24 protein-coding genes and 1 tRNA gene are annotated in these 25579 nt (G+C 26.2%); 5 read left to right on the top strand and 20 right to left on the bottom strand.

All coding sequences use genetic code 11. The features are described from left to right. Positions 1-10: 10 nt before the first annotated feature. Positions 11-721, bottom strand: a complete 711-nt coding sequence (gene dapB / locus H0H77_RS00435) for a 4-hydroxy-tetrahydrodipicolinate reductase (protein WP_185851650.1) — start codon at positions 719-721, stop codon at positions 11-13. A 136-nt stretch (positions 722-857) separates the two neighbouring features. Here dapB and H0H77_RS00430 point away from each other — a divergent pair. Next, positions 858-945: transfer RNA gene (locus H0H77_RS00430), tRNA-Leu, on the top strand. A gap of 76 nt (positions 946-1021) precedes the next feature. Here H0H77_RS00430 and ilvA read toward each other — a convergent pair. The 15 genes from ilvA to atpB all read right to left on the bottom strand — a co-directional run bounded on the left by ilvA (position 1022) and on the right by atpB (position 16544). Then, entirely contained in the window at positions 1022-2290 is a 1269-nt protein-coding gene (gene ilvA / locus H0H77_RS00425) for a threonine ammonia-lyase (protein ID WP_185851649.1), read from the bottom strand. Between the two features lie 46 nt (positions 2291-2336). Further along, complete coding sequence (gene ilvC, locus H0H77_RS00420) at positions 2337-3413, bottom strand: ketol-acid reductoisomerase (RefSeq protein ID WP_185851648.1); 1077 nt, start codon at positions 3411-3413, stop codon at positions 2337-2339. Positions 3414-3460: 47 nt separating this feature from the next. Then, on the bottom strand, positions 3461-3769 hold the full coding sequence (locus H0H77_RS00415; RefSeq protein WP_185851647.1) for an acetolactate synthase: 309 nt from the start codon (positions 3767-3769) through the stop codon (positions 3461-3463). Between the two features lie 54 nt (positions 3770-3823). Next, positions 3824-5518: a biosynthetic-type acetolactate synthase large subunit gene (gene ilvB / locus H0H77_RS00410; RefSeq protein ID WP_185851646.1), complete on the bottom strand. Its 1695-nt coding sequence runs from the start codon at positions 5516-5518 to the stop codon at positions 3824-3826. Between the two features lie 5 nt (positions 5519-5523). Next, a complete protein-coding gene (ilvD, locus tag H0H77_RS00405) occupies positions 5524-7212 on the bottom strand; it encodes a dihydroxy-acid dehydratase (RefSeq protein ID WP_185851645.1) in 1689 nt (562 codons plus the stop codon). A 263-nt stretch (positions 7213-7475) separates the two neighbouring features. Then, on the bottom strand, positions 7476-8669 hold the full coding sequence (gene mnmA, locus H0H77_RS00400) for a tRNA 2-thiouridine(34) synthase MnmA (protein ID WP_185851644.1): 1194 nt from the start codon (positions 8667-8669) through the stop codon (positions 7476-7478). Between the two features lie 98 nt (positions 8670-8767). Continuing rightward, positions 8768-9886 (bottom strand): molecular chaperone DnaJ, encoded by a 1119-nt coding sequence (gene dnaJ, locus H0H77_RS00395; RefSeq protein ID WP_185851643.1) that lies wholly within the window; start codon positions 9884-9886, stop codon positions 8768-8770. A gap of 22 nt (positions 9887-9908) precedes the next feature. Next, the gene (locus H0H77_RS00390) at positions 9909-10487 is read right to left on the bottom strand and encodes a nucleotide exchange factor GrpE (protein ID WP_185851642.1); all 579 of its coding nucleotides are present in this window, start codon (positions 10485-10487) and stop codon (positions 9909-9911) included. 140 nt (positions 10488-10627) lie between these two features. After that, entirely contained in the window at positions 10628-11614 is a 987-nt protein-coding gene (trpS, locus tag H0H77_RS00385; RefSeq protein WP_185851641.1) for a tryptophan--tRNA ligase, read from the bottom strand. A 34-nt stretch (positions 11615-11648) separates the two neighbouring features. Continuing rightward, a complete protein-coding gene (atpG, locus tag H0H77_RS00380; protein WP_185851640.1) occupies positions 11649-12539 on the bottom strand; it encodes an ATP synthase F1 subunit gamma in 891 nt (296 codons plus the stop codon). 28 nt (positions 12540-12567) lie between these two features. After that, on the bottom strand, positions 12568-14160 hold the full coding sequence (gene atpA, locus H0H77_RS00375) for a F0F1 ATP synthase subunit alpha (protein WP_185851639.1): 1593 nt from the start codon (positions 14158-14160) through the stop codon (positions 12568-12570). A gap of 6 nt (positions 14161-14166) precedes the next feature. Continuing rightward, positions 14167-14718 carry an ATP synthase F1 subunit delta gene (atpH, locus tag H0H77_RS00370; protein WP_185851638.1) on the bottom strand — a complete coding sequence of 184 codons (552 nt, stop codon included), beginning with the start codon at positions 14716-14718 and terminating at the stop codon, positions 14167-14169. A 33-nt stretch (positions 14719-14751) separates the two neighbouring features. Further along, on the bottom strand, positions 14752-15249 hold the full coding sequence (gene atpF / locus H0H77_RS00365) for a F0F1 ATP synthase subunit B (protein WP_185851637.1): 498 nt from the start codon (positions 15247-15249) through the stop codon (positions 14752-14754). An 8-nt stretch (positions 15250-15257) separates the two neighbouring features. Then, on the bottom strand, positions 15258-15494 hold the full coding sequence (atpE, locus tag H0H77_RS00360) for an ATP synthase F0 subunit C (RefSeq protein WP_185851636.1): 237 nt from the start codon (positions 15492-15494) through the stop codon (positions 15258-15260). Positions 15495-15500: 6 nt separating this feature from the next. After that, a complete protein-coding gene (gene atpB / locus H0H77_RS00355) occupies positions 15501-16544 on the bottom strand; it encodes a F0F1 ATP synthase subunit A (RefSeq protein WP_185851635.1) in 1044 nt (347 codons plus the stop codon). A gap of 167 nt (positions 16545-16711) precedes the next feature. Here atpB and H0H77_RS00350 point away from each other — a divergent pair, with 167 nt between their 5' ends. Then, positions 16712-17857 (top strand): trans-sulfuration enzyme family protein, encoded by a 1146-nt coding sequence (locus tag H0H77_RS00350; protein WP_185851634.1) that lies wholly within the window; start codon positions 16712-16714, stop codon positions 17855-17857. On the opposite strand, the gene cysS is transcribed toward H0H77_RS00350, so the two are convergent. The 3 genes from cysS to nadE all read right to left on the bottom strand — a co-directional run bounded on the left by cysS (position 17849) and on the right by nadE (position 21017). After that, complete coding sequence (cysS, locus tag H0H77_RS00345; protein WP_185851633.1) at positions 17849-19312, bottom strand: cysteine--tRNA ligase; 1464 nt, start codon at positions 19310-19312, stop codon at positions 17849-17851. The two genes, H0H77_RS00350 and cysS, sit on opposite strands and share 9 nt — an antisense overlap. A gap of 30 nt (positions 19313-19342) precedes the next feature. Further along, positions 19343-19990, bottom strand: a complete 648-nt coding sequence (gene folE, locus H0H77_RS00340) for a GTP cyclohydrolase I FolE (RefSeq protein WP_185851632.1) — start codon at positions 19988-19990, stop codon at positions 19343-19345. A gap of 214 nt (positions 19991-20204) precedes the next feature. After that, complete coding sequence (gene nadE, locus H0H77_RS00335; protein ID WP_185851631.1) at positions 20205-21017, bottom strand: NAD(+) synthase; 813 nt, start codon at positions 21015-21017, stop codon at positions 20205-20207. Between the two features lie 46 nt (positions 21018-21063). Here nadE and tsaB point away from each other — a divergent pair, with 46 nt between their 5' ends. From tsaB to H0H77_RS00320, 3 genes are all read left to right on the top strand, one after another. Continuing rightward, positions 21064-21702 (top strand): tRNA (adenosine(37)-N6)-threonylcarbamoyltransferase complex dimerization subunit type 1 TsaB, encoded by a 639-nt coding sequence (gene tsaB / locus H0H77_RS00330; protein ID WP_185851630.1) that lies wholly within the window; start codon positions 21064-21066, stop codon positions 21700-21702. 142 nt (positions 21703-21844) lie between these two features. Beyond that, positions 21845-23596 carry a TrkH family potassium uptake protein gene (locus H0H77_RS00325; RefSeq protein ID WP_185851629.1) on the top strand — a complete coding sequence of 584 codons (1752 nt, stop codon included), beginning with the start codon at positions 21845-21847 and terminating at the stop codon, positions 23594-23596. Positions 23597-23672: 76 nt separating this feature from the next. Then, positions 23673-24368, top strand: a complete 696-nt coding sequence (locus tag H0H77_RS00320; protein ID WP_185851628.1) for a potassium channel family protein — start codon at positions 23673-23675, stop codon at positions 24366-24368. Here H0H77_RS00320 and H0H77_RS00315 read toward each other — a convergent pair. Beyond that, entirely contained in the window at positions 24359-25576 is a 1218-nt protein-coding gene (locus H0H77_RS00315; RefSeq protein ID WP_185851627.1) for a hypothetical protein, read from the bottom strand. The genes H0H77_RS00320 and H0H77_RS00315 overlap by 10 nt on opposite strands. Positions 25577-25579: the final 3 nt, after the last annotated feature.

Genomic DNA, 25579 nt, shown 5'->3' with positions numbered 1-25579 from the left:
AAAACAAATTTTATGATATTCCTAATACTTCTTTCATAGAAAAAATTCCTTTTTTATTTTTTATCCATTCTGCAGCAATGACAGCTCCAATAGCAAATCCTTCTCTACTATGAGCTATGTGTTTAATTGTTATATTTTCTATTTTAGATTGGTATGTAATCATATGCGTTCCTGTAACATTATCAAATCTTTTTGAAACAATCAATATTTTATTTTTTTCTTCTTCTTTTGGATACAAAATCCATGTTTTTTTCATTTTATTTTTGATAATATCTTTTGCTAAAGACAAAGCCGTTCCACTTGGGTTATCTATTTTTTCTTTATGATGAGTTTCTTCTATTTTTACTTCATAATTATCAGAATATGGAGATAACAATTTTGAAAGTTGATAATTGATTTTGAAAAAAATATTCATTCCTATACTAAAATTAGAAGAATATAAAAAAGAACCATTATTTTCCTTACATATTTTTTTAACAATATCAAATTTTTCTAACCATCCTGTAGTTCCACATACGACAGGTATTTGGTTTTCTAAACAAATTTTTATATTATTAAATGCAGTATCAGGTTGACTAAATTCTATTGCAACATTTGATTTTTTCAATGAAATGAAAGAAGGAGTTTCGTCAGAAATAAGTGAAATTTTATGATTTCTTAATTTAGCTATTTTTTCTATAGATTTCCCCATTTTTCCATATCCTATTATTGCTATATTCATAATTCATATTAATATTTTTATATTATTATATAATTCTTTATTAATTTAAATATAAATTTAATCTATCTAACTCTCGCGTATTTTTTTTTTAACATAAAAATTATTTAAATTCAAAAAATGTAAATATGAAAAAAAAGCCCACGTGGTGAAATTGGTAGACACGCCACTTTGAGGGGGTGGTATCCGTTTATTAGGATGTGCTGGTTCAAATCCAGTCGTGGGTACAAGTACAACTTTCTTTATCAGATTCCTCCTCCTACTTATACTTCTCTTTCTATCATCCTAAGCAATACTTTAAATTTAAATTAGAATACGAAATAAATCTGGATTTTTGTTTAAATATTGAAAATGAACTTTATATTTTTTCATTCTCCCTAATAATACAGAAAACTCATTTTTATCTGCTAATTCTATTCCTATGATAGCAGGTCCTTCTTCTTTAGAAGTTTTTTTTGAATATTCAAAATAAGCAATATCATCTTTTGGCCCCAAAATATTATTAACAAATTCTTTTAAAGCTCCAGCTCTTTGTGGAAATTTTACAATAAAGTAATGTTTTTTTTCTTCATATAAAAGAGATCTTTCTCTTATTTCTTCTGTCCTTGTTATATCATTATTTCCTCCACTTAATATACAAACAATTGTCTTCCCTTTTATTTTTTTAGAATAAAAATCTAATACAGCTATTGAAAGAGCTCCAGCTGGTTCTGCTACAATAGCTTCTAAATTATATAAATCTAAAATAGTGGTGCAAACTTTTCCTTCCGGTACGGTTTGAATTTCATATAACACTTGATTACATATATTAAAATTTAATTCTCCTACTTTTTTTACTGAAGCTCCATCAATAAATCTATCTATTTTTTTTAATTCCATAACTTTCCCTTTTTTTAAAGAATAACTCATAGAGGGAGCCCCTTGAGGTTCAACTCCTATAATTTTAGTTTTTGGGCTAAATTGTTTAAAATGACTTCCTACTCCTGATGCTAACCCTCCACCTCCAATAGGAATAAAAATATAATCTATATTTTTTGAAGTAGATTGTTTTAATATTTCTAATCCAATGGTCGCTTGTCCTTCAATAATTTTGATATCATCAAAAGGATGAATAAAAATTTTTTTATTTTTTTTGCAATCTTTCATGGCTTCATGACTTACCGCATCAAAAGTATCTCCCATCAGAATAATTTCAACATATTCTTTTCCAAACATTTTCACTCTTTCTACTTTTTGTTTAGGAGTGGTACTAGGCATATAAATTTCTCCTGGTAATTTTAATATATTACAAGAATAAGCAACTCCTTGTGCATGATTTCCTGCACTTGCACAAACAATTCCTTTTTTCAGTTCTTTATGAGATAAACTTTTTATTTTATTATATGCTCCTCTAATTTTATATGAACGTACGATTTGCAAATCTTCTCTTTTCAAAAAAATGTTAGCTTGATATTTTTCAGACAAGATTAAATTTTTTTGTAATGGAGTTTCATAAACAATATCCTTTAATATCCTTTTCGCTTTCGAGACTTCTTCGCAAGAAGGAAAATATTTATTGAATTTATTTTTCAATCTAATAAAATAATAATTTTTTATAAAATTTTTGCAACAAAAAAATCTAATTGGTTTTCTTCTTAGTAGTAGAAGAACACTTTTTTTCTTTTGGTCTTAGATTACGAATAATTTTTCCTACTTCCCACAATTCACTTTTTTGAAGAACTTGTAGTTCTTTTTCTAATTTCATTCTGTAATCAGTATGACTATTTGAATCTATGATTCTTTTTGCTTCACTTCCTGAAGAAACTTCATTATATAATTGTCTAAAAACAGGTAATGTTACATCTCTAAATTTTTTCCACCAATCTAAAGCCCCCCTTTGAGCTGTTGTAGAACAATTAGAATACATCCAATCCATTCCTTTTTCAGCTACTAATGGCATAAGACTTTGTGTTAATTCTTCTACAGTTTCGTTAAAAGATTCTGAAGGAGAATGACCTTTTTCTCTTAAAACATGATATTGTGCAGCAAAAATTCCTTGTATTGCTCCCATTAAAGTTCCTCTTTCTCCCACTAAATCAGAATAAACTTCATTCTTAAAACTAGTTTCAAATAAATATCCAGATCCAATTCCTATTCCTATAGAAAGAGTTTTTTCTAAACTTTTCCCACTAAAATCCTGATAAATAGCATAACTAGAATTGATTCCTTTTCCTAGTTTGAAAAGTCTTCTTAAACTAGTTCCTGATCCTTTAGGAGCTACCAAAAAAATATCTATATTTTTTGGAGGAAAAATTTTTGTTTTATCACAAAATGTTAATCCAAACCCATGTGAAAAATATAAAGATTTTCCTTCAGTAAGGTTTTTCTTGAGTATAGGCCAAAAAGATATTTGCCCTGCATCTGATAAAAGATACATAATAATAGTTCCTCTTTTAGAAGCTTCTTCCAATGAAAACAGATTTTCTCCTTCTATCCAGCCATCTTCTAAAGCTTTTTTCCAAGATAAAGAATTCGGTCTCTGACCTATAATAACTTGAAATCCATTATCTTTTAGATTTAAAGATTGACCAGGGCCTTGAACTCCATATCCTAATACAGATATAGTTTCCTTATTTAATATTTTTCTAGCTTTCCATAAAGGAAATTCATCTCTTGTAATAATATTTTCTTCTACAGTTCCAAGTTTAATTTTCATAATTATTATGAATTAAGTATTTCAATTTATTTTTTCTTTTTCTTAAATTAAGATGTGGCTAACGGAAAATCTATTTTTTTCCATGAATTTTCTCTGGTATTGGTCTTTTTTTCTTTTTTTTTAAAAAAGCATACATGAATTATTCCTATTAGTTTCTCAATAGATTTTGTGACCTTTATTAATTGTTCTTCATTGCATTCCAAATCTAGAATAGATTGAGCATTATTAATATTATGATGATTAGACACGTTAATATGTGTCATTTTTAAATTTTTACGATTTAATAGAATAAGTATTCTACTTAACAATCTTGTTTGATTTTCTCCTAAAATTATTATTCTGAATTGATGATTCATAATATATGTAGTATTTTTTTTATGATATATGATATTGATTTTTAATAAATCATTTTATGTTAAACGTATTTCATCTACAGCAGAACCTGCAGGAATCATAGGAAAAACATTATCTTCTTTTTCTATAATTACTTCTAATAAAAAAGCTTTTTCTTGATTCAGTGCTTTTTTTACAGCTGTTCCTAATTCTTCTCTTTTATTTACTCTTTCTGCTCCAATGTTGTAAGCATTAGCTAACTTTACAAAATTTGGATTTACTAACTCTGTACAAGAATAACGTTTATCAAAAAAGAGTTGTTGCCATTGACGAACCATTCCCAAAAAATTATTATTTAATAATATAATTTTGATAGAAATATTATTCTGTAAAATCGTTCCCATTTCTTGGATTGTCATTTGAATTCCTCCATCCCCTACAATACAAATGACTTGTCTTTCTTTTGCTCCTAATTTTGCTCCAATAGAAGCAGGTAAAGCAAAACCCATAGTTCCTAATCCTCCAGATGTTATATGACTTTTTTTATAAGTAAAATCAAAATATCTTGAAGCAACCATTTGATGTTGTCCTACATCTGTTACAAGAATAGCTTTTTCCTGTTTATATAAATTTATCCATTTAATTACTTCTCCCATGGTTATTCCATTTTTTACAGGATTAAGATATTTTTTAATGACAGTAGTTTCTTCTTTTTCTTTTAAATGAAAAAATTTTTGAATCCATTTTTCATGAATAGATTTATTCACATAGGGAATTAATTTTTTTAGAGAAATTTTGCAATTTCCTAAAATTGGTATATTGCATAATATATTTTTGTTAACTTCAGAAGGATCTATTTCCAAGTGAATAATTTTAGCTTGTTTAGCATATTTTTTAACATCTCCAGTAACACGATCATCAAAACGCATTCCTATAGCAATGAGTAGATCACATTGATTTGTTAAAATATTAGGAGCATAATTTCCATGCATTCCTAACATGCCTACATATAAATAATGATTACTTTCTAATGCGCCTAATCCTAAAAGTGTACTGGCTACTGGAATTCCTGTTTTTTCTACAAATATTTTAAATTCTTCTTCTGCATGAGCTAAAATGACCCCTTGTCCTACAAGGATTAAAGGTTTTTTAGCCATATTAATTAAATGAGCTGCTTCTCTAATTTTTTTTTCTTTTATGCAAGGATATGGATGAAAATTCTTTACATATTCACAACGAATGAAATGAAATTCAGTTTTTTGAAATTGAGCATCTTTGGTAATATCTATTAATACAGGTCCTGGTCTTCCTTCTTTGGCTATAAAGAATCCTTTTTGAATCGATTCACAAATATCTTTAGCTTTTAAAACTTGAGTATTCCATTTCGTTACGGGAATAGAAATATCTATAATATTTGTTTCTTGAAAAGCATCAGTTCCTAAAAGATGAGAGGAGACTTGTCCAGTAATACACACTATAGGTGTACTATCTATCAATGCATCTGCTAATCCAGTAATTAAATTGGTAGCTCCAGGTCCTGAAGTCGTAAAACATACACCTATTTTTCCTGTAGCTCTGGCATATCCTTGTGCAGCATGAATAGATCCTTGTTCATGACGCATTAAGATATGAGAAACTAAATTTAAATAATCGTGTAAAGAATCATATATAGGCATAATCGCTCCTCCTGGATAACCAAAAATATATTCTACATTTTCATATAAGAGTGTTTTTATTACTATTTCTGAACCAGAAAATAATTTTTTTTCCATTTTCATTAAAATTGATCTGTGACACAACCTTCAGAAGCTGTAGATACTGTTTTTATATATTTATATAGATATCCTCTTTTTACTTTTATAAGAGGAGGAATCCATTCTTTTTTTCTTCTTTGTATTTCTTCTTCTTCTACTTCAAGTGTAAGTGTATTATTTTCCGCATCTATTTTAATGATATCACCATTTTTAATAAAAGCTATTAATCCTCCGGATTGTGCTTCTGGAGTAATATGTCCTACAACAAAACCGTGTGATCCTCCTGAAAATCTTCCATCTGTAATAAGAGCTACATTTTTTCCTAATCCGGCCCCCATAATATAAGATGTTGGTTTTAACATCTCAGGCATTCCTGGACCTCCTGTAGGACCTACATATCTAATTACAATAACCTCTCCTTTTTGAATTTTTTGATTCAAAATAGCTTGATTAGCATCTTTTTCTGAATTAAAAACATTTGCTTTTCCACGAAAAAAAGTTCCTTCTTTTCCAGTAATTTTGGCAACAGATCCTTCTGGAGAAATATTTCCATATAGAATTCTTATATGGCTGTTTTTCTTTATGGGGTTATTTAAAGGGTAAATAATTTTTTGATTGAAATTTATATTGGGAATATTTTTCATATTCTTACAGAGAGTTTCTCCTGTAACTGTTAAACAATCTCCATATAATATTCCTTCATTTAATAAGTATTTTATAATTACAGGAATTCCTCCAATGTTATTATGAATATCTTCCATTAAAAAAACTCCACTTGGCTTTAAATTTCCAATGATAGGAACCTGATTACTAATTTTTTGAAAATCTTTTAAAGTAAAGTTGACATTTGCAGATTTAGCAATAGCTAAAATATGCAAAATAAGATTAGTAGATCCTCCTAAACACATTGCTAATTTAACTCCATTTTCTATGGAAGTTTTTGTTACAATATCTTTAGGTTTTATTTTCTTTTCTAAAAGATTTTTTATAAATATGGATACTTTTTGACACTCTATTTTTTTATTTTTACTCATTGAAGGGGAAGAAGAAGAATAAGGCAACATCATTCCCATAGCTTCTAAAGCAGAAGCCATTGTATTTGCTGTATACATTCCTCCACAAGCTCCTGGTCCAGGACAAGATTTTTTTACAATATTTTTGTATTCTTCTTCTGATATTTGACAAGTATTTTTTTTTCCTAAAGCTTCAAAAGAAGAAACAATATCTAATTTTTTTTTATTATAAAATCCTGAAGAAATACTTCCTCCATATACAATAATAGAAGGTCTATTCAACCTGATTAAGGAGATCATTACTCCTGGAATATTTTTATCACATCCAGGGATTGCTATAACTCCATCATAATGATGTGCTTCTACCACGGTTTCTATACTATCAGCTATTAACTCTCTAGAAGGAAGTGAAAATCTCATTCCTGGTGTTCCCATAGTAATCCCATCACTAACACCAATAGTGGTAAATTGAAATCCTATTAGATCTTTTTGATTGATAATTGACGATTTTATTTTTTTTCCAAGCATATCCAAATGCATATTACAAGGATTTCCATCATACCAATTACTTACTATTCCTATTTGGGCTTTACAAAAATCTGATTCTTTCATCCCTGTAGCATATAGCATAGCATGTGCTGCTGGCAAATTAGAATTTTTTGTGATTTTTCTACTAAAATTATTAATTTTCCTTTTCATGATATGTTTTATAAATCAAAAAGCCCTACTGAATTATCAAGTAGGGATTATAAAATAAATACCATTTTACAAGAATCTTTCAAAGATTAAAAATTCAAAGAAAAGATTTTTACAAATATTAAATTATATAAATTATAATTTATGCAAAAGTATAAAAAAAATATATTCTATAAAAGTGTTTTATCTGGATAATTTTTATATGAATATATTGCCAATTTTGCAAGATATAAATCTTTTCAATAAAGAATTTTATCATAAAAAAATTATGATATAATTCCAGATCCGATTAATTCTTTCCCTATATACCATACGGCAAATTGTCCTTCTGTGATGGCACATTGCATAGTTTCAAATTCTATTAACATTCCATTTTTTATTTTATATAATTTTGCATTTTGTAGTGGTTGTCTGTAACGTATTCTACAAAAGACATTCATTTTTTCTCCATCAAAAATAGAAATATCTTCTCTTATCCAATGAATGTCTTTTTCCTGAATGAATAAAGATTTTCTATATAGCCCAGGATGACTTTTTCCCATTCCTGTATAAACAATATTTTTATCTATATCAGTTTCAATAACAAAAAGAGCTTCTTGATATCCACCTAAAGAAATTCCTTTACGCTGTCCTATTGTAAAATATTGGGCTCCTTTATGATATCCAATTAATTTTCCATCCGATTTTTTATATCCTTTTTTTCTGGATAAAGAAAATAATTCTTCTTCCTTTGACAAAAAGGATTTCTTTTTTTCACTATGATATATCATAGAATTTGAATCTATATTTATGATTTCTCCTTTTTTTGGGGGAATTTTTTTTTGAAGAAATTTTACGAAGTGAATTTTTCCTACAAAACATAATCCTTGAGAATCTTTTTTATGGGCATTGCATAATTTGTTTCTTTCAGCAATTTTTCGTACTTGATTCTTTGTCAGTGTACCTAATGGAAATAGAGATTTTTTTAATTGATATTGTGTTAGTCTACATAAAAAATATGATTGATCTTTATTGGAATCTTTTCCAATCAAAAGACGATAAATAATTTGATCATTTTCTATTATTGTTTGTTTCATTACATAATGACCTGTAGCAATAAAGTCTGCATCTAAATCAATAGCTTTGTTTAAAAAAACATTGAATTTAATTTCTTTATTACATAAAATATCTGGATTAGGAGTTTTACCAGATTTATATTCGTGAAACATATAATCCAGAATAGATTCTTTGTATTCTCTTTTCATTTCTACTACCTGAAAAGGTATATCCAATTCTTGAGCAACTAACATGGCATCAACACTATCTTTCCATAAAGAACATTGAGTCTTCTCAAAAAGAGAATCTTCTAAATCCCAATTATGCATAAATAAACCAATCACCTCATAACCTTTTTTTTTTAGAAGTAAAGCAGCTACACTGGAATCAACTCCTCCCGAAAGTCCTACTACTACTCTTTTCATAATATCATGAATATGAAAATGAATAAATTTTCTATCTACTTATATTTGAATCTAATCAAATTTTTTTTTAAAAAGAGTTTTATTTTCTTTGTTTTAAGTTAAGAAAACATTTCTCGTACGCGATCAAAAAAAGATTTCTCAGAATTTCCAGGATGAGGTAGAAAATTTTCATTTTTCCTCATTTTTTCGAAAAATTTTCTTTGCTCTTCATTAATTTTTTTTGGAGTCCAAACATTAACATGAATTAGAAGACTTCCATATCCATATCCTTCAATATTAGGTAGTCCTTTATTTTTCAATCTAAGAGTTTTTCCTGATTGTGTTCCTGGATCAATTTTAATACGGGCTTTTCCATTGATAGTTGGAACTTCTTTTGAAGCTCCTAATATAGCATCTGGAAAAGAAATATATAAATCATAATGAAGATTACTCCCTTCTCTTTTTAATATTGGATGAGGAATTTCTTCAATTAAAACAATCAAATCTCCAGGAATTCCATCAAATGGAGCTTCATTTCCTTTTCCAGAAACTTTCAATTGAATTCCTTCTGTTAATCCTGCAGGGATTTGAATATTCACTAATTCTTCTTCTTTAATTAATCCATGTTTATTCGCTCCATAAGGAATATTTTCAATATTTTTTCCTGTTCCAGAACATATGTGACATTGAGAGGTTGTTTGCATTCTTCCTAAAATTGTATTGGTAACACGTGTGATTTGTCCCGTTCCACGGCAAGAAGTACAAGTTTTAAACTTGACTCCATTAGCAACTTTCATTCTTTTGACTTTCACCTTTTTTTCTATTCCATTAGCAATTTCTTCTAATGTTAGTTTTACTCTTATTCTAAGGTCACTTCCTTTAATAGTTCTATGTCTTGTCGATTTTCCAAATCCGAAACTAGAAAAACCTTCCCCAAAAGCATCCGCAAAAATATCTCCAAAATTTGCGAAAATATCTTCCATATTCATTCCTGATCCAGATCCACTTCCTCTTACTCCTGAATGTCCAAATTTATCATAACGTTGTCTTTTTTCTGGATTACTTAAAATTTCATAAGCTTCAGCGGCTTCTTTAAATTTTTCTTCAGCTTTTTTTTTGTTATCCAAATTTTTATCAGGATGATATTTAATTGCTAGTTTTCTATAAGCTTTTTTAATTTCTTCTGAAGAAGCATTTCTAGAAACACCTAATACTTCGTAATAATCTTTTTTCCCCATGAAATATAAAAGTTATAAATTATTATTTACCGGTAATGACTTTTGCATGTCGTATAACTTTTTCTTTAAAGATATATCCAGATTCTATAATTTCTATAATCTTTCCTTTTAGATTTTCTGTAACAGATGGAATTTGTGTTATGGCCTCATGAAAATCTGTATTAAAATCGTCTCCTTTTTTTATTTTTATTTTTTTTAATCCTTTTTCTTTTAAAATTTTTATTAGTTTTTCTTGTATAAGAGATACTCCTTTTATGAGAAGTTCATCTTTGGATTTTTTCAATTCTTTAACACCTCGTTCAAAGTCATCTAAAATTGGAATTAAATCTATAATAATTTCTTGATGAACGGTTCTAAACAGATCGAATCTTTCTTTTTGAATACGTTTTTTAGAATTTTCAAATTCTGCAAAAATACGTATAAATTTATCTTTTTCTTTTCTTAATTCTTCTTGAAGATATTCTATTTCCTTTTTTAAAGAATCATGAATTTCTTTCTTTTTACAAGAAGAATCAGAGTTCGATTCAGAAATCTTATCTTTAGAAGAAGATTGATTTTTTACTTGTTTTTCAGCGTTTTTCTTATTTTTATTTACATCCATAATATAAAAAATATTAACGACACAATTTTATCTTAGATATGTCTTATGATGATCTGATGAAATAAAAGCAAAATATTTGCCATGTTCTATAATTGTGTCATTATGACATAGGATATCTGAAAACAGATGGAATATGAAAATTACGAAAGGTTAAAATTCAAAGCTTTTCTGATATCATTTAATCTTTCAAAAGCTATGTTTTTTGCTTTTTTAGCGCCTAAAAAAAGAATTCTATCTAAGAAAGGTTTATTTTTTATAAAAAAAGAAAATTTTTCTCTCTCTTTTGAAAATTTTTTTATGATACACTCATATAATGCTATTTTTGCTTCAAAATATCCATATCCTCCTTTTATATATTTTTTCCTCATTTCATCAACTTCATCTATAGATGCTACAAGCCTATATAAAGACATTATAAAATCTTTATCCGGATCTTTTTTCTCTTTCAAAGACTTATTATCTGTATGAATGCTCATTATTTGTTTTTTTAAAATTTTATCTGAAGAAAAAATATTAATACAATTTTTTTTTGATTTACTCATTTTTTGACCATCTATTCCAGGAATAGAAGATACAATTTCTGTTTGTAAAAATGGATTAGGTAAAATAAATAGTTTTTTTCCTATTTTTTTATTGAAACAAGAAGCGATACGACGTGCTATTTCAATATGTTGTAGCTGATCTTTTCCTACAGGAACTGTTTCTGCATTATAAAGTAAAATATCAGCTGCCATTAAAATAGGATAAGTAAATAAACCAACATTCATTTTGATGTGATTTTTAATTCCCTTCTTAAAGGAATGAGATAATGTCAATCTTTTATAAGGAAAAAAACAATTAAAATACCAAGCCAATTCTGTAACTTCTGAAACATCAGATTGTCTATATAATAGACTATTTTCAGTATTCAAACCAAAAGATAACCATGCTGCAACAATTTTGTAGGTATTTTCCTTTATTTCTTTCACATTTTTTATTTGTGTTAAAGAATGTAAATCGGCTACAAATATGAAAGAAGAAAATTTGGAATTATTATTAGCTATATTTATTGAAGGAATTATAACTCCCAAAATATTTCCTAAATGAGGAGTTCCTGTACTTTGAATTCCTGTAAGCATAATTTTCATAATTATTTTTTTTCTTCTTTTTTTATTATGTTTGTTATTTTTTTAAAGCTTCTAATCCACTAATAATTTCAAGTATTTCTTTAGTAATTGTTGTTTGTCTTTCTTTATTGTAATTTAATAGAAGATTCTTTCTTATATCAAATGCATTTTCTGTTGCTTTATGCATAGAAATCATACGTGCAGTATGTTCTGAAGTCAATGATTCTAATAATCTTTTGAACAGTTTTATGTTAAGATATTTTTGAAAAATATAATCCAAAATAATTTTTTTAGATGGTTCTAAAATAGGATTAAAATCATTCAATGATTTTTCATAAGAATTAGAAACGGAAAAAGAAATCGGAAGAAATTTTTCTACAATGACTTTTTGAAAGAGAGAATTCTTTAAATGATTATATATCAAAAATATTGAGGTAATTTTTTTAGAAAAAAAATCTTCAATCAATTTTTTTGTAAAAAAACATATTTCTTTATATTTGTAAGTAAAATTTTTGAAAAAAATTTGATTTTCATCATATATTTTCCATTTATATTTTTTGAACAAAAAATCCAATCCCTTTTTTCCTATAGAGAAAAAAAAACATTGATCATGTAAATTTTCCTGAATGATTTGATTAATTTTATCAAAAATTAAGGAATTAAATGCTCCACATAAACCTCTATTAGAAGTAATAATTAAAAATAATCGTTTTTTTTCTTTTTTCTCTGTTGAAAAAAAATATTTATTCTTTTTTAAATTATCTTTTTCTGTTAACAAAAAATATTGAAATAGTTTTTCTATATGTTCTGAATATTTTTGAACATACAGAAGAGATTCTTTAGATTTTTTTAATTTTACAACAGAAATCATTTTCATAGATTCTGTTGTTTTCAAAACAGAATTTATGGATAAAATTCGTTTTTTTATCTCCTTTGGATTAGACATAACATAAAAAAATGATTTAATAATTAAATTAAGATGAATAATATTTTTCTATTAGTTCTGAAGCGGTATTTTCTAAAATATTAGCTAATTCATCGTTAAAAATTCCATCTTTCAAAGAATTCAACAATTTTTTGTGTTTTTCATTTAAATAAAAAAGATATTCTTTTTCAAAATCTTTTATTTTTTTAATAGGAATCTTATTTAAAAGATTTTTTGTCCCAGCATAAATAATAGCAATTTGATCGGATATTTTATATGGATCATGAGGTTTTTGTTTTAATATTTCCATATTTCTTCTTCCTTTTTGTATAATTTTTATGGTATCTGGATCTAATTCAGATCCAAATTTTGAAAAAGATTCCAATTCTCTAAATTGAGCTTGATCCAATTTTAAAGTTCCAGATACTTTTCTCATGGATTTTATTTGAGCAGCTCCCCCCACACGAGAGACAGAAATACTTTCATTAATAGCTGGACGGATTCCAGAATGGAATAGATCTTTTTCTAAAAAAATTTGTCCATCTGTTATGGAAATCACATTAGTAGGAATATAAGAAGAAACATCTCCAGATTGAGTTTCAATAATAGGAATTGCTGTTAAAGAACCTCCACCTTTGACATGACTTTTAATTGATTCTGGAATATCATTCATTTTTTCAGCTATATTTTGATCGTTTATGATTTGAGATGCACGTTCTAACAAACGAGAATGCAAATAGAAAACATCTCCAGGATATGCTTCTCTTCCTGGAGGACGACGTAATAACAAAGAGATTTCTCTATAAGAAACAGCTTGTTTAGAAAGATCATCATAAATTACTAAAGAAGAACGTCCAGTATCACGAAAATATTCTCCAATAGCTGTTCCAGAAAAAGGAGAAAATACCTGTATAGATGCAGGTTCAGAAGCATTTGCTGCGACTATAATTGTATAAGGCATAGCACCTTTTTCTTCTAAAATTTGTGCGATTCTAGCTATTGAAGATCCTTTTTGACTAATAGCTACATAAATACAATAAACTTGTTTTTCCGTTTTATAAAATTCTTTTTGATTAATAATAGTATCAATTGCTATAGTTGTTTTTCCAGTTTGTCTATCTCCAATAATCAATTCTCTTTGTCCTTTTCCAATAGGAATCATAGAATCTATGAATTTAATACCGGTTTGAAGTGGTTCTTTTACAGGTTCTCTATAAATAACACCTGGAGCTTTTCTTTCTAATGGCATTTCAAATAATTCTCCTTCTATAGGTCCTTTTCCATCAATAGGATTTCCTAATAAATCTACTACACGTCCTAACATTCCTTCTCCTACTTTTATAGATAATATCTTTCCTGTACGTTTGACAATATCTCCTTCTTTAATTTCTTTACTACTATTAAATGAATTAAGTAACACAATGCTTACATGATCTTCTTCAAGATTCAAAACGATTCCTTTTATTCCAGAATGGAATTCTACCATTTCTCCAGAAAAAACAGAATTCAATCCAAAAGATTGAACTATTCCGTCTCCTATTTTAACAACAATTCCTGACTCAGATAGTTTTAAGTTATATTGAAAATCAGATAATTGTTTTTCAAGAATTGATGATATTTCAGAATATTTTAAATCTGACATGTCAAATTAATTTTTAAACATTTTTTGAATATCAAATAATTGTTTTTTCACACTAAAATCCCATTCTTTATATCCTACACGTAACAAAAAACCTCCAATAACAGATGGGTCAATTTTATTAATTATATGATATTTATTTTTATTATCAAATTCTTCATTTGAAGAAATGATTTTTTGAACGATCATCTTTTGAAAATCCGTGTTTAAAGGAGAAGAAGAAGTGAGAATACATCTTAAATATCCTTTATTTTCTTTATATATTTTCTGATATTCTAAGAAAATATCTCCCAAAAAGGATTCTCTTTTTTGTATGACTATAAGTTTTATAAAATGAAAAAGAAAAAAATCAAAGGAATGAAAAATTTTTTCTAAAATTAGTATTTTCTTTTTCTTACTTATGAATGGATTATTCAAAAATTTTTGAAAATCAACATGATGATATAACAAAAAAGATATTTTTTTAATTTTATAAAAAATGAAATCTTGTTTTTTATTTTTCACAGAATATTCAAAAAAAACTCTGGCATAATGTTTTGTGATTTTCTTTTTTAAAAACATATTAATAAGTTTTTTTTCTAATTCTAAAAAAAATTATAAATCACTTATGAATTCTTTTATGAATCTTTCTTGTGTAAGATTTACTTTTTGATTTTTGTCAAATTCTTTTTTTAATATTTTCTCAGCTACTTTTATGGAAATGTCACCTATTTGATTCTTTAATTCTTGTATTGCAATTTCTCTTTCTATCTGTAACATTTTTTTTGTTTCTTTAATAATCTTTTTTTTTTCAAAAAATCCTTCTTCTCTAGCTTTTTGTTTCATCTCTTCTTTTATTTTAAGAGCTTCTTTCAAAATAAGATCTCTTTCGATCCGAATTTCTTTCAAAATTTTCTTTTTTTTATTTTTTATATTTTTTAATTCTTTTTGAGCTTGATCAGCTTTTTCTATAGAAATTCTAATTTTTTCTTCTCTTTGATCAATAAATTTTATTATTGGTTTCCAAGCGTATTTGGAAAGAAATAATATTAATATCAAAAATATAATCGTCTGCCAAACAATTAAGCCAATAGAAGGAGTTAGTAAATCCATTTAAATTATTATTTAAATACAGCTAATAAAGCTGTTACTATACCGAAAAGAGCTGCTCCCTCAATAAGAGCTGCAGCAATAATCATTGCATTTTGTATTTTTCCTGAAGCTTCAGGTTGTCTGGAAATCGCATCCATTGCAGAACTTCCAATTTTTCCAATTCCTAATCCTGCACCTATTACTGCAATACCTGCTCCTAAAGCAGCTATTCCAGAATAAGTTAAATCTATATTTAGATTATCCATAATTGATTATTTTGAGTGAGTTTTATTTTCATAATTTTTTACAGTCATTCCTATAAGCAAAGAAGATAAAGCTGTAAAAATAAAGGATTGCAAAAAAGCTACCATAATTTCCAATAAAGAAATAAAGAAACCGAAAGTTATGGAAAAACTAGCAATAAATAAATTTTTAAAAATAAAAATAAGACAAATAAAACTTAAAATAATAATGTGACCAGCAGTAATATTAGCAAATAAACGAATACATAAAGTTAGTGGACGAATAAAAATTCCAATCAATTCTATTGGAATAAGTATAAGTTTTATTAGAAAAGGAACATTTGGCATCCAAAAAGTATGTTTCCAATAACTTTTATTGGAATTAATATTAGTGATAATAAAAATTATTAGCGATAAAACAAATGTAATACTTATATTTCCGGTCACATTTGGAAAACTAGGAATAAGACCTATTAAATTGTTTATCAATATGAAAAAAAAAGTGGTTAATAAAAAAGGAAAATAAGGTCTATATTTTTTTTCTCCAATATTTGGAATCACTATTTCATTACGAATGAATAAAATTAAGAATTCTAAAAAAATTCCGATGTTCCATTTCACTTGATGATTTTTATAACTATGTCTCATTTTTATAAAAATAAAACACAAAACAAAAAATGATATGCATATAGACATCACATTTTTTGTAATAGAAAAATCAAAAGGTTTATAGTTTTTAGGAATACCTCTCGCATCTAGATATAAAATTCCTTTGGAATCAGTTTTGTATATTTTTTCTTTAAACATTTTATAGTATCCAAATTTTCCTTTTACTACATTTCCAAATGAAAATTGAGAAGAAGAGAAAATCTCCCATCCATGATTCCACAGAAAAACAGGAAAATAAAATACAATTCCTTTTTTATTGTTTCCAACAATATGCCATTCATGAGAATCACTAACATGTTCAACAATTATTTTAGAAACATCAATAGTTTTTTTTTTCTCTTTTTCTTTTACTAATACAGAAGAAGAAGGAGGAGTAGAAAAAACCGGTAAACCGGAAACGATCATGAAAGAAACAAGAATTATAAATTTTAGTTTATTAAAATTCATTTCCACATTGGAAAAAAAAACAAAAAGTAAATTTATATTTTTTTTTAATATCAATCTTTAATGAATTTCCATCTTTTGAATTGAAAGAGTACATTTGCATATTATTTGCGAAATTTTTCTTAATAATGAAGGAAGAAACAAAACTTATTCAGAAAATATTATCAGATCCTCTCACAGGAGCTATTTCTACACCAATATATCAAACTTCTACTTATGTTCAAGATGCTCCTGGAATTCATAAAGGTTTTGATTACACAAGAACAAATAATCCGACAAGAAAAATATTGGAACACTTAATTACGGATTTAGAATCTGGTTATGCAAGTCTTGCTTTTTCTTCTGGATTAGCATCTGTAGATGCAATTTTAAAATTATTAAAATATGGAGATGAAATAGTAGCTGTCGATGATATTTATGGGGGAACTTTTCGTTTATTAAATTTGTATAAAAAATTGAACATTTATTCCAAATTTGTGGATACGACTTTTTACGAAAATGTGATTTCTTCTCTTTCTAAGAGAACAAAACTTGTTTGGTTAGAAACACCGACGAATCCCACTTTAAAAATATCTGATATTAAAAAAATTAGCTTTTCTACAAAAGAAATCAATCCAAACATTTTAATTGTAGTGGATAATACTTTTGCTTCTCCTGCCATTCAAAATCCTCTTAATTTAGGTGCAGATATTGTTATTCATAGTGCTACAAAATATCTTGCGGGTCATTCGGATGTATTAGCTGGATTAATTACAGTAAAAAATCCAGATTTGTATGAAAAATTGAAATATATTCAAAATGCAACTGGAGGAATTTTATCTCCTTTTGATTCTTGGTTAACTATAAGAGGGTGTCAAACTTTGTATTTACGTGTGAAGAAACAATCTGAAAATGCATTTGAAGTTGCTTCTTTTTTAGAGAAAGAAAAGAAAAACTGCATTGATAAAATTTATTATCCTGGATTACCATCTCATAAAAATCATACTATCGCAGTGAAACAGCAACGGTATTTTGGAGGAATAGTTTCTTTTAGCTTGAAAGATGACACGATAGAATCTGCAAAAAAAGTTGTTACATCTACCAAATTGTTCAAATTAGCAGAAAGTTTGGGGGGAACAAAAAGTTTAATTTGTCATCCAGCAACTATGACACATAAGTCCACTCCTTTAGAGATTAGAAAAAATGCAGGAATTCAAGATTCACTTATTCGTTTATCTTTTGGAATAGAAAATGTAGAAGATCTTATAGAGGATATAGATAAAACATTAAAATAATTTATCATCATGCAATGAAATTCCTATGTGAGATAATTCCTTTCTAATTCTATCCGAAAGGATCCAATTCCTTTTTTCTCTTTCCTCTATACGAAATTTTATCAATCTTTCAATAAGTATTTTTAATTTTTTATCAGAATTATCTGAAGTTTTTTTTTCTAATTTTTGAAGACCGAGAATATCAAATATAAAATAATTCATGTATTTTTTTATCAGATTGACATCTGAACTTGAACATTCTATAAAAGAATTATTATTAATAATGTGGGATACTTCGAATAAATGAGAAATCAATAAAGGAATATTAAAATCATCATTTATAGCATAATAACAATTTTTTATCCATTGAATAATATTAAAAGTTGACGAATAATTATTTTTTATTCTCTTTTTTTTAGAAAAAGATTCTAATTTTTTAATTGCATTCATTAAACGATCATATCCTTTTTCAGCATTTATAAGTCCTTGATGAGAAAAATTTAAAAGACTTCTATAATGAGATTGTAAAATAAAAAATTTAATGATTGTGGGATGAAAAGATTTATAAATTATATCTTTTAATCCTAAAAAATTTCCTGTTGATTTACTCATTTTCTGACCATTAAAGGTCATCATATTTGTGTGCATCCAATAGTGTGCAAGATTATTATTATAAATTCCTATAGCTTGAGCTAATTCACATTCATGATGTGGAAATTTTAAATCTATTCCTCCACCATGAATATCAAAAGTTTCTCCTAAATATTTAGTACTCATAGTTGTACATTCTATATGCCAACCTGGAAATCCTTTTCCCCATGGAGAATTCCAATTCATAATATGATTTGTATTGGCTTTTTTCCAAAGAGAAAAATCTTGAAAACAACGTTTTTCTACAACAATAGAGTTGAATTTTTTATTCAAAAGTTGATCTATTTTATTATGACTCAATTTTCCGTAAGAAGAAAATCTTTTATTATATTTTTTTATGTCAAAATAAACAGAACCGTTTTTTTCATATGCTAAATTTTTTTTGATTAATTCTTTAATCATGTCTATCTGTTCTATAAGATGACCGGTAGCTGTTGGTTCAATACTAGGCGGTAAAGTATTGAAAATATTTAATATATAATGGAAAGACCTTGTATATTTTTGAACAATTTCCATAGGTTCAAGTCCTTCAATACGAGATTTTTTAGAAATTTTGTCTTCTCCTTCATTATTTTCCAAATGTCCTACATCCGTGATATTTCGAATATAACGAACTTTGTATCCTAAATGTTTCAAATAACGAAAAACTAAATCAAATGATATAAAAGTACGACAGTTTCCTAAATGAATATCGTTATAAACTGTAGGGCCACAAACATAAATTCCAACATATTCTTTATTAATAGGCTGAAATAATTCTTTTTTTCCTGTTAAAGAATTATATATTTTGATGTGATTTCGTATATCCTTTTTTTCTATATTCATTATTATTCCTTAAATGATTTTCTTCTTCCCTTAAGGGATTCCAATATAATGAAAAAATTCTCTTCTAATTTCTGGATTATTTTTAAAAGAACCTATGAATTCAGTTGTAATAGTACTACTTTCTATATCTCTAATTCCACGTGAATTTACACATAAATGTTTTGCGTCTATGACACAAGCAACATCTTTTGTTTCTAGCATATCTTGTAAAGATTTTACAATTTGCATAGTTAGACGTTCTTGAACTTGTGGTCTCCTTGCATAAAAATTAACAATTCTATTAATTTTTGAAAGACCTACAACTTTTCCATTAGAAATATAACCAACATGAGCTTTTCCAACAATAGGAAGAAAATGATGTTCACAAGTCGAATAAACTGTAATATTTTTTTCTATTAACATTTGATTATACTTATATTTATTTTCAAAAGTGGATGATTTTGGAGTTGTATTGGGATTAAGGCCGCTAAATATTTCTTTTATAAACATTTTTGCTACACGTCTTGGTGTTTTTTTTAAACTATCATCATTCATATCTAATCCTAGAGTATTCATAATATGAAAGAAATGTTTTTCTATTTTATTTATTTTTTCTTCTTCGCTCATATAACAAGCATTATTCCGTAATGGAGTTTTTTTATTCACGGAATAAATTTTTTTATTATTTTTTTCTTCCATCTCATAAATTAACTTAATTCATGATAAACAAAGGTAAGAAAAGGATTTTCTATCAATTTTTATTTTTTTTAGAATCAAATGAAGAAATTAATTCAGAAAAAATAAGATCATTTCTACTCTATGAATGGAAATCTGAATGAAAGTAATGTTTTTGACAACAAAAAGTTTCTATTCTTAGCTTCTTATTGTAGTTAGATTAGTGATATTTTTAATATCAAATCAATTTATTTTTTTTTATTTTTAAAGGAATTTTACAAACAGGAATAGGAATCATTTTATGATTATTTTTTTTATGTAAAATTAGGTATCTCTTCATGACTTCGTGTTCTCTTCCTTTTAAAAAACTGATTTGTTTTGATTTTTCTGATATTTTCATCGCCCATTCTAATTCTTCGTAAGAAGCTTTTAATTGATCTTCATCCGATCTTTTATCTTCCCATAGTCCATCTGTAGGTTTTGCTTTTTGAATACAATCAAGAACATTTAATTCTTTAGCTAGAGAACGTATTTCACTTTTAGTTAAATCAGCTATTGGATGAATATCCACTCCTCCATCTCCATATTTTGTAAAGAATCCAACTCCAAAATCCTCTATTTTATTTCCAGTTCCTACAACTAAATAGTTTTTTATATTTGCATAGTAATACAAAGTCATCATTCTAATTCTAGATTTTGTATTAGCTAAAGCTAAAGCTTCTTGATTTTTTTTTATTTCTTTGTTACAGTTATGAACTGTATGACAAAAAGAAGTGAACAAAAAAGATAAATCTTTTTTTAAAGAATTAACATTGGGAAATCTTGATTTTAAAAAATCAATATGTTTTTTAGATAGAAAGTTTTCTTCTTTTTCCAAAAGAGGCATTTCTAATACAATAGTAGGATGTTTTGTCATAGCAACCAACATGGATGTTACTGCAGAATCTATTCCTCCAGAAACTCCAATGATAAATCCATTTAATTGAGATTTTTTTATGTATTTTCTTAGCCAAGAAACAATATATTTTATTACTTTTTTTGTATTTATCATTATTTTTTTTTAATATATAAATAAAAAATTAGAATTAAAGAAAAAAATGTCCTTAATTCTTAATTTAGAAACTTCTACAAAAAATTGTTCAGTCAGTATAGCAAAAAACGGAGTGTGTCTAATGTCTATAGAAGAAAATTCTAATGAATTTCTTCATTCAGAAAAACTGCATACATTTATACAGAATGCTATTCAAATTTCAAAAATTGATTTGAGTCATTTAGAATCAATTTGTGTGAGTAAAGGGCCAGGATCATATACTTCTTTAAGGATCGGAATATCTGCAGCTAAAGGATTATGTTGTGCTTTAGGAATTCCATTATTGTCATTAGATTCATTAACGATTCTTTCTCAAAAAATTAATATTCAAAATGGATTTTTGATTCCCATGATACATGCTAAATCAGATTTGGTTTATACTTCATTGTTTAATCATTCAAAAAAGATGTTATATCCTATTTCCATAAAAAAATTGGGGGATAATTTTTTCAAATCTTTTCCAAAAAAAAATAAAGTATATTTTTTTGGAAATGTTGATTTTTCAGAAAAAAAAATTTTTTCAGAAAATTTTCGTTTTATTTTCCGTATGAGCCCATCTGCAATAGAAATGTCTTTTCTTTCTTATGTTAAATTTTGCAATAAAGAATTCAATAAAATTGAAACATTTAGACCTTTTTATTTCTAATTAATTAATAGAATTTATTTAATCCTTAATTCGATACAAGACGGATATTCTTTTTTCCATTTTATATTTTCAAATTTTCATATTCTTATTCTTCATTAAATTAATGAATTAATTCGTTGTCTAAAAAAGAGAAAAGAAAATTATGTATGATAAAAATTTATTACCATTTATTATAACTCCAGTTATATTTTTATATATCCTAATATCTTTAGGATGGAAAACTTATATAAATCCTTTTTTTAATTCATTAATACTTATTAGCATAGTTTCTTTATTAAGTTTTTTACATTTGTTTATTCTTTTTTTTTTAAAAAAAAATCTCAATAAGGGATATAAATCCATGATTTTTTTATCTTTTTTTATTTTGATTATTTCTCTTATTTTTTCTTTTTTTCAAATTTTTTGTAGAAATGAAAAAATTGAAGACATAAAAATTTATTTATTCATCAGTCTTATTTTATATATTTTAATCTGCACGACATATTTTATGCGGATTATTGTTTACGTTAAAATACATAATCCTGCTTTTATTTTTATTACGAGTTTTGTTCTTTTGTCTTTTTTGGGATCTGTATTACTAATGCTTCCAGCATCTACAGTAAAAGGAATATCATTTGTAGATGCTTTGTTTACTTCTACAAGTGCTGTTTGTGTCACTGGATTAGTAGTACTAGATACAGCAAAGGATTTTACTTTTTTAGGAAAAATCATTCTACTTGTTTTAGTGGAACTTGGAGGGTTAGGAATTTTAACTATTACTTCTTTTTTTAGTTATTTTTTTAGAGATGGATTTTCTTTTAGAGAAGGAATTTATATTAGTAATTTTTTGAATAAAAAAACTACAAATAATGTTCTTAGCCTAGCGGTGAAAGTGGTTATGTTTACTCTAATCGTAGAAATAATAGGAACTTTATTAATTTATTTTTCCATTAATAGAGATAAAATGAAATTGGAAAATCCATTGTTTTTTTCTATTTTCCATTCTGTATCCGCTTTTTGTAATAGTGGTTTTTCTACCCTAAGTCAGGGACTTTATTCAGAATATGTGAGGTTTAATTATTTATTACAGTTTATTCTTGCATGTTTATTAATATTGGGAGGAATAGGATTTGATATTTTATTTAACTTTTTTACATATATATGGTTAACATTTAAAAAATTTTTTTATAAAATTTTTAAAGATGAATTTTTTAGATATCCTGCACATATTGTCACTTTAAATACAAAAATTGTTGTATTCACAACATGTTTTTTACTTATAATAGGAACTATTTTTTATTATATGAGTGAATACCATTGTTCCCTTTCAGAACATCCTACTTTTGTAGGAAAATGGGTTGTTTCATTTTTTTCTTCTGCAACATCTAGAACCGCAGGATTTCAAGTATTAGATATGAAAAAATTAGCAAAAATCACTATTTTATTTACTATTTTTTTAATGTGGATTGGAGCTTCTCCAGCTTCTACAGGTGGTGGAATAAAAACAAGTACTTTTGCATTGGCATTAATGAATATTATTTCTTTATCTAGAGGAAAAGCTAGATTAGAAATTCAAAGAAAAGAAATTTCTTCAGAGTCTATTAAACTCGCTTTTTCAATTATAATGTTATCTATTTTTGTGATATATATTGGAATTTTGACTATTCTTTGTTTAGATCCAAAACTGGATCTTCTATCTATTTCTTTTGAAGTTTTTTCTGCATTTTCAACAGCAGGATTATCTTTAGGAATTACTCCCCATTTATGTATTGGAAGTAAATTCGTTTTAATCATCTTAATGTTATTAGGAAGAATAGGAGTTTTCAATATTATGTTAGGATTATTAAAAAAAAATAGAATGAATGCTCATGATGATTATTATAGATATCCTAAAGGATATATCCTCATTAGTTGAGAATTGAGAATGAGAAGAAATAAGAGTTATATAATTAATATTATATTGTTTTACTCAAAAAAGTTAAGTTCATAAAATGAAAATTATAATCATTGGACTAGGAAATTTTGGAAGATCTTTAGCTCTCAATTTGACAGATAATGGACATGAGGTTTTCGGTGTAGATCATAAAATGGAAAAAGTTGATTTATTAAAAGATCATATAGCTAATGTAGTCTGCATGGATGCAAATAATGAATCAGCATATAAAGTTTTACCGATACAACAAGCTGATTTAGGAATTGTTGCTATTGGAGAAAATGAAGGATCTTCTATCGTAACAACGGCTATACTGAAAAAATATAAACATCTTAGAATAGTGAGTCGATCATTATCCAAAATACATGATACAATATTAGAAGCAATGGGAATTAATAATGTTGTTCATCCAGAACAAGATGCTGCTTTTCGATTAACTAAACAAATTTCTTTTAATTATGCTTTAGATTATTTTAGAGTAGATAATAAACATTCTATTGCAGAAGTTTTTTCTCCATACTCTTTTAGTGGAAAATCTGTGAAAAGCCTTAATTTAACACAAAAATATTCTGTTTCTTTAATTACTATCATAAGAGATTTGAAAAATCCTATGTCTTCCAAGAAAAATTCTACAAGAAAAGTGATAGGATTAGTTACGGGAGATACTATTTTGAAAAAAGGAGATATTTTAACTCTTTTTGGATCCAATAAATCTATAATGAATTTTGTAAAAGATTCTAATCTTCACATATAAGGATATTTGTAATTTTCACTTTCTTTAAAAAAAGGATTTCCAATGAAATTTAATTCCTTTTTGTTTAAATTTAAAAATAAAATATAACTAAAAAGAGATCCTGTTAATAATAAAGATCCAATTTCATATAATCCAAATTTTGAATCAAATAATTTTTTTACATCAGGTACTATCAAATTGTATATGTCTATATAATGTCCAATAAGCAAAATACAAGTTACTGCAAAAACTACTTTTGGGTTTTTTTTATTTTTACTACTCATCAACCCAAAGAAAGGAACTAAGAAATTTGGAATCAGTATCCATAAATGAATAGAATGGTATATTTCTTTTCTCTTTATAAAATAAGAAATTTCTTCTGGAATATTTCCGTACCAATATAGTAAAAATTGTGAAAACCAAAAATAGGTCCACAATAAACTAGTAGAAAAAAGATATTTGCTTAAATCATGCAAATGATTTTCATTAAAAAATGAAAAACATCCTTTTTTTTTGAGATAAAGAGATATTATTGTAAGAATTCCAATTCCTGTGACTATATAAGTACTTAAAATATACCAGCTAAATAAAGTGCTAAACCAATGAGGATTTAAGGACATAATCCAATCCCATCCCATGATAATAGATGTTATGGAAAAGAAAATAATAAAAAGAACAGATATTCTGTTTAATTTTTTGTAAAACATTAAAGAACGTGTCACATTTAATATGTGAGATATTTTTTTTATCCTAAAATAAAAAAAACTCCATCCTGTTACATAAATAATACTTCTTATTAAAAAAAAAGGAATATTGAGAAATAATTTTTTATTAGCAATAATTTTATCATACTTTAATGAAGTAGGATTATTGTAAAAATCCATCCAATGAAATAAATGAATCATTCCCATAGCATTTAATAATAAAATTATTAAAATCATTAATCCTCCATATGGAAGAAAAGAAGAGATGACCTCCATTACAGGATGAATTACAATAGACCATCCTGATTTTGATATATTTTGTATACACAAGAAAAATAATGACCCTAGAGAAATAGTAGTAAAATAAAAAAAACCTATATATAAACTTAGCCAAGGCTGATTTTCTTCTCTATTATGAATATTGAAAAAATATCCCTTTGTGAGGGCAATAAAAAGAAGAAAGATCCCTGTTAACATGAAAATAAGAATTATTTTTTTCAATTTTTTAGAAAATAGATAATACATTTC

Source organism: Blattabacterium cuenoti, assembly GCF_014251255.1.
Lineage (GTDB): Bacteria > Bacteroidota > Bacteroidia > Flavobacteriales > Blattabacteriaceae > Blattabacterium > Blattabacterium cuenoti_W.
The sequence above is the reverse complement of the archived record's forward strand: the minus strand, read 5'-3'. Positions and strand labels throughout refer to the sequence as shown.

What these genes read in the sequence shown, in the direction of transcription:
- trpS (WP_185851641.1), bottom strand. Translation starts at nt 11,614, where the DNA reads ATGAAAATTATGCTTACAGGAATTCAAAGTACAGGAACTCCTCATTTA.
- atpH (WP_185851638.1), bottom strand. Translation starts at nt 14,718, where the DNA reads ATGTTTTTAAAAAAGAAAATCACAAAACATTATGCCAGAGTTTTTTTT.
- nadE (WP_185851631.1), bottom strand. Translation starts at nt 21,017, where the DNA reads ATGATAAATACAAAAAAAGTAATAAAATATATTGTTTCTTGGCTAAGA.
- mnmA (WP_185851644.1), bottom strand. Translation starts at nt 8,669, where the DNA reads ATGAAAAGAGTAGTAGTAGGACTTTCGGGAGGAGTTGATTCCAGTGTA.
- atpF (WP_185851637.1), bottom strand. Translation starts at nt 15,249, where the DNA reads ATGGATTTACTAACTCCTTCTATTGGCTTAATTGTTTGGCAGACGATT.
- atpA (WP_185851639.1), bottom strand. Translation starts at nt 14,160, where the DNA reads ATGTCAGATTTAAAATATTCTGAAATATCATCAATTCTTGAAAAACAA.
- folE (WP_185851632.1), bottom strand. Translation starts at nt 19,990, where the DNA reads ATGGAAGAAAAAAATAATAAAAAAATTTATTCCGTGAATAAAAAAACT.
- atpB (WP_185851635.1), bottom strand. Translation starts at nt 16,544, where the DNA reads ATGATCGTTTCCGGTTTACCGGTTTTTTCTACTCCTCCTTCTTCTTCT.
- ilvD (WP_185851645.1), bottom strand. Translation starts at nt 7,212, where the DNA reads ATGAAAAGGAAAATTAATAATTTTAGTAGAAAAATCACAAAAAATTCT.
- ilvC (WP_185851648.1), bottom strand. Translation starts at nt 3,413, where the DNA reads ATGAAAATTAAACTTGGAACTGTAGAAGAAAATATTATTACAAGAGAT.
- H0H77_RS00325 (WP_185851629.1), top strand. Translation starts at nt 21,845, where the DNA reads ATGTATGATAAAAATTTATTACCATTTATTATAACTCCAGTTATATTT.
- H0H77_RS00390 (WP_185851642.1), bottom strand. Translation starts at nt 10,487, where the DNA reads ATGGATGTAAATAAAAATAAGAAAAACGCTGAAAAACAAGTAAAAAAT.
- atpG (WP_185851640.1), bottom strand. Translation starts at nt 12,539, where the DNA reads ATGTCTAATCCAAAGGAGATAAAAAAACGAATTTTATCCATAAATTCT.
- atpE (WP_185851636.1), bottom strand. Translation starts at nt 15,494, where the DNA reads ATGGATAATCTAAATATAGATTTAACTTATTCTGGAATAGCTGCTTTA.
- dnaJ (WP_185851643.1), bottom strand. Translation starts at nt 9,886, where the DNA reads ATGGGGAAAAAAGATTATTACGAAGTATTAGGTGTTTCTAGAAATGCT.
- ilvB (WP_185851646.1), bottom strand. Translation starts at nt 5,518, where the DNA reads ATGGAAAAAAAATTATTTTCTGGTTCAGAAATAGTAATAAAAACACTC.
- tsaB (WP_185851630.1), top strand. Translation starts at nt 21,064, where the DNA reads ATGTCCTTAATTCTTAATTTAGAAACTTCTACAAAAAATTGTTCAGTC.
- dapB (WP_185851650.1), bottom strand. Translation starts at nt 721, where the DNA reads ATGAATATAGCAATAATAGGATATGGAAAAATGGGGAAATCTATAGAA.
- H0H77_RS00350 (WP_185851634.1), top strand. Translation starts at nt 16,712, where the DNA reads ATGAAGGAAGAAACAAAACTTATTCAGAAAATATTATCAGATCCTCTC.
- cysS (WP_185851633.1), bottom strand. Translation starts at nt 19,312, where the DNA reads ATGAATATAGAAAAAAAGGATATACGAAATCACATCAAAATATATAAT.
- H0H77_RS00320 (WP_185851628.1), top strand. Translation starts at nt 23,673, where the DNA reads ATGAAAATTATAATCATTGGACTAGGAAATTTTGGAAGATCTTTAGCT.
- H0H77_RS00415 (WP_185851647.1), bottom strand. Translation starts at nt 3,769, where the DNA reads ATGAATCATCAATTCAGAATAATAATTTTAGGAGAAAATCAAACAAGA.
- H0H77_RS00315 (WP_185851627.1), bottom strand. Translation starts at nt 25,576, where the DNA reads ATGTATTATCTATTTTCTAAAAAATTGAAAAAAATAATTCTTATTTTC.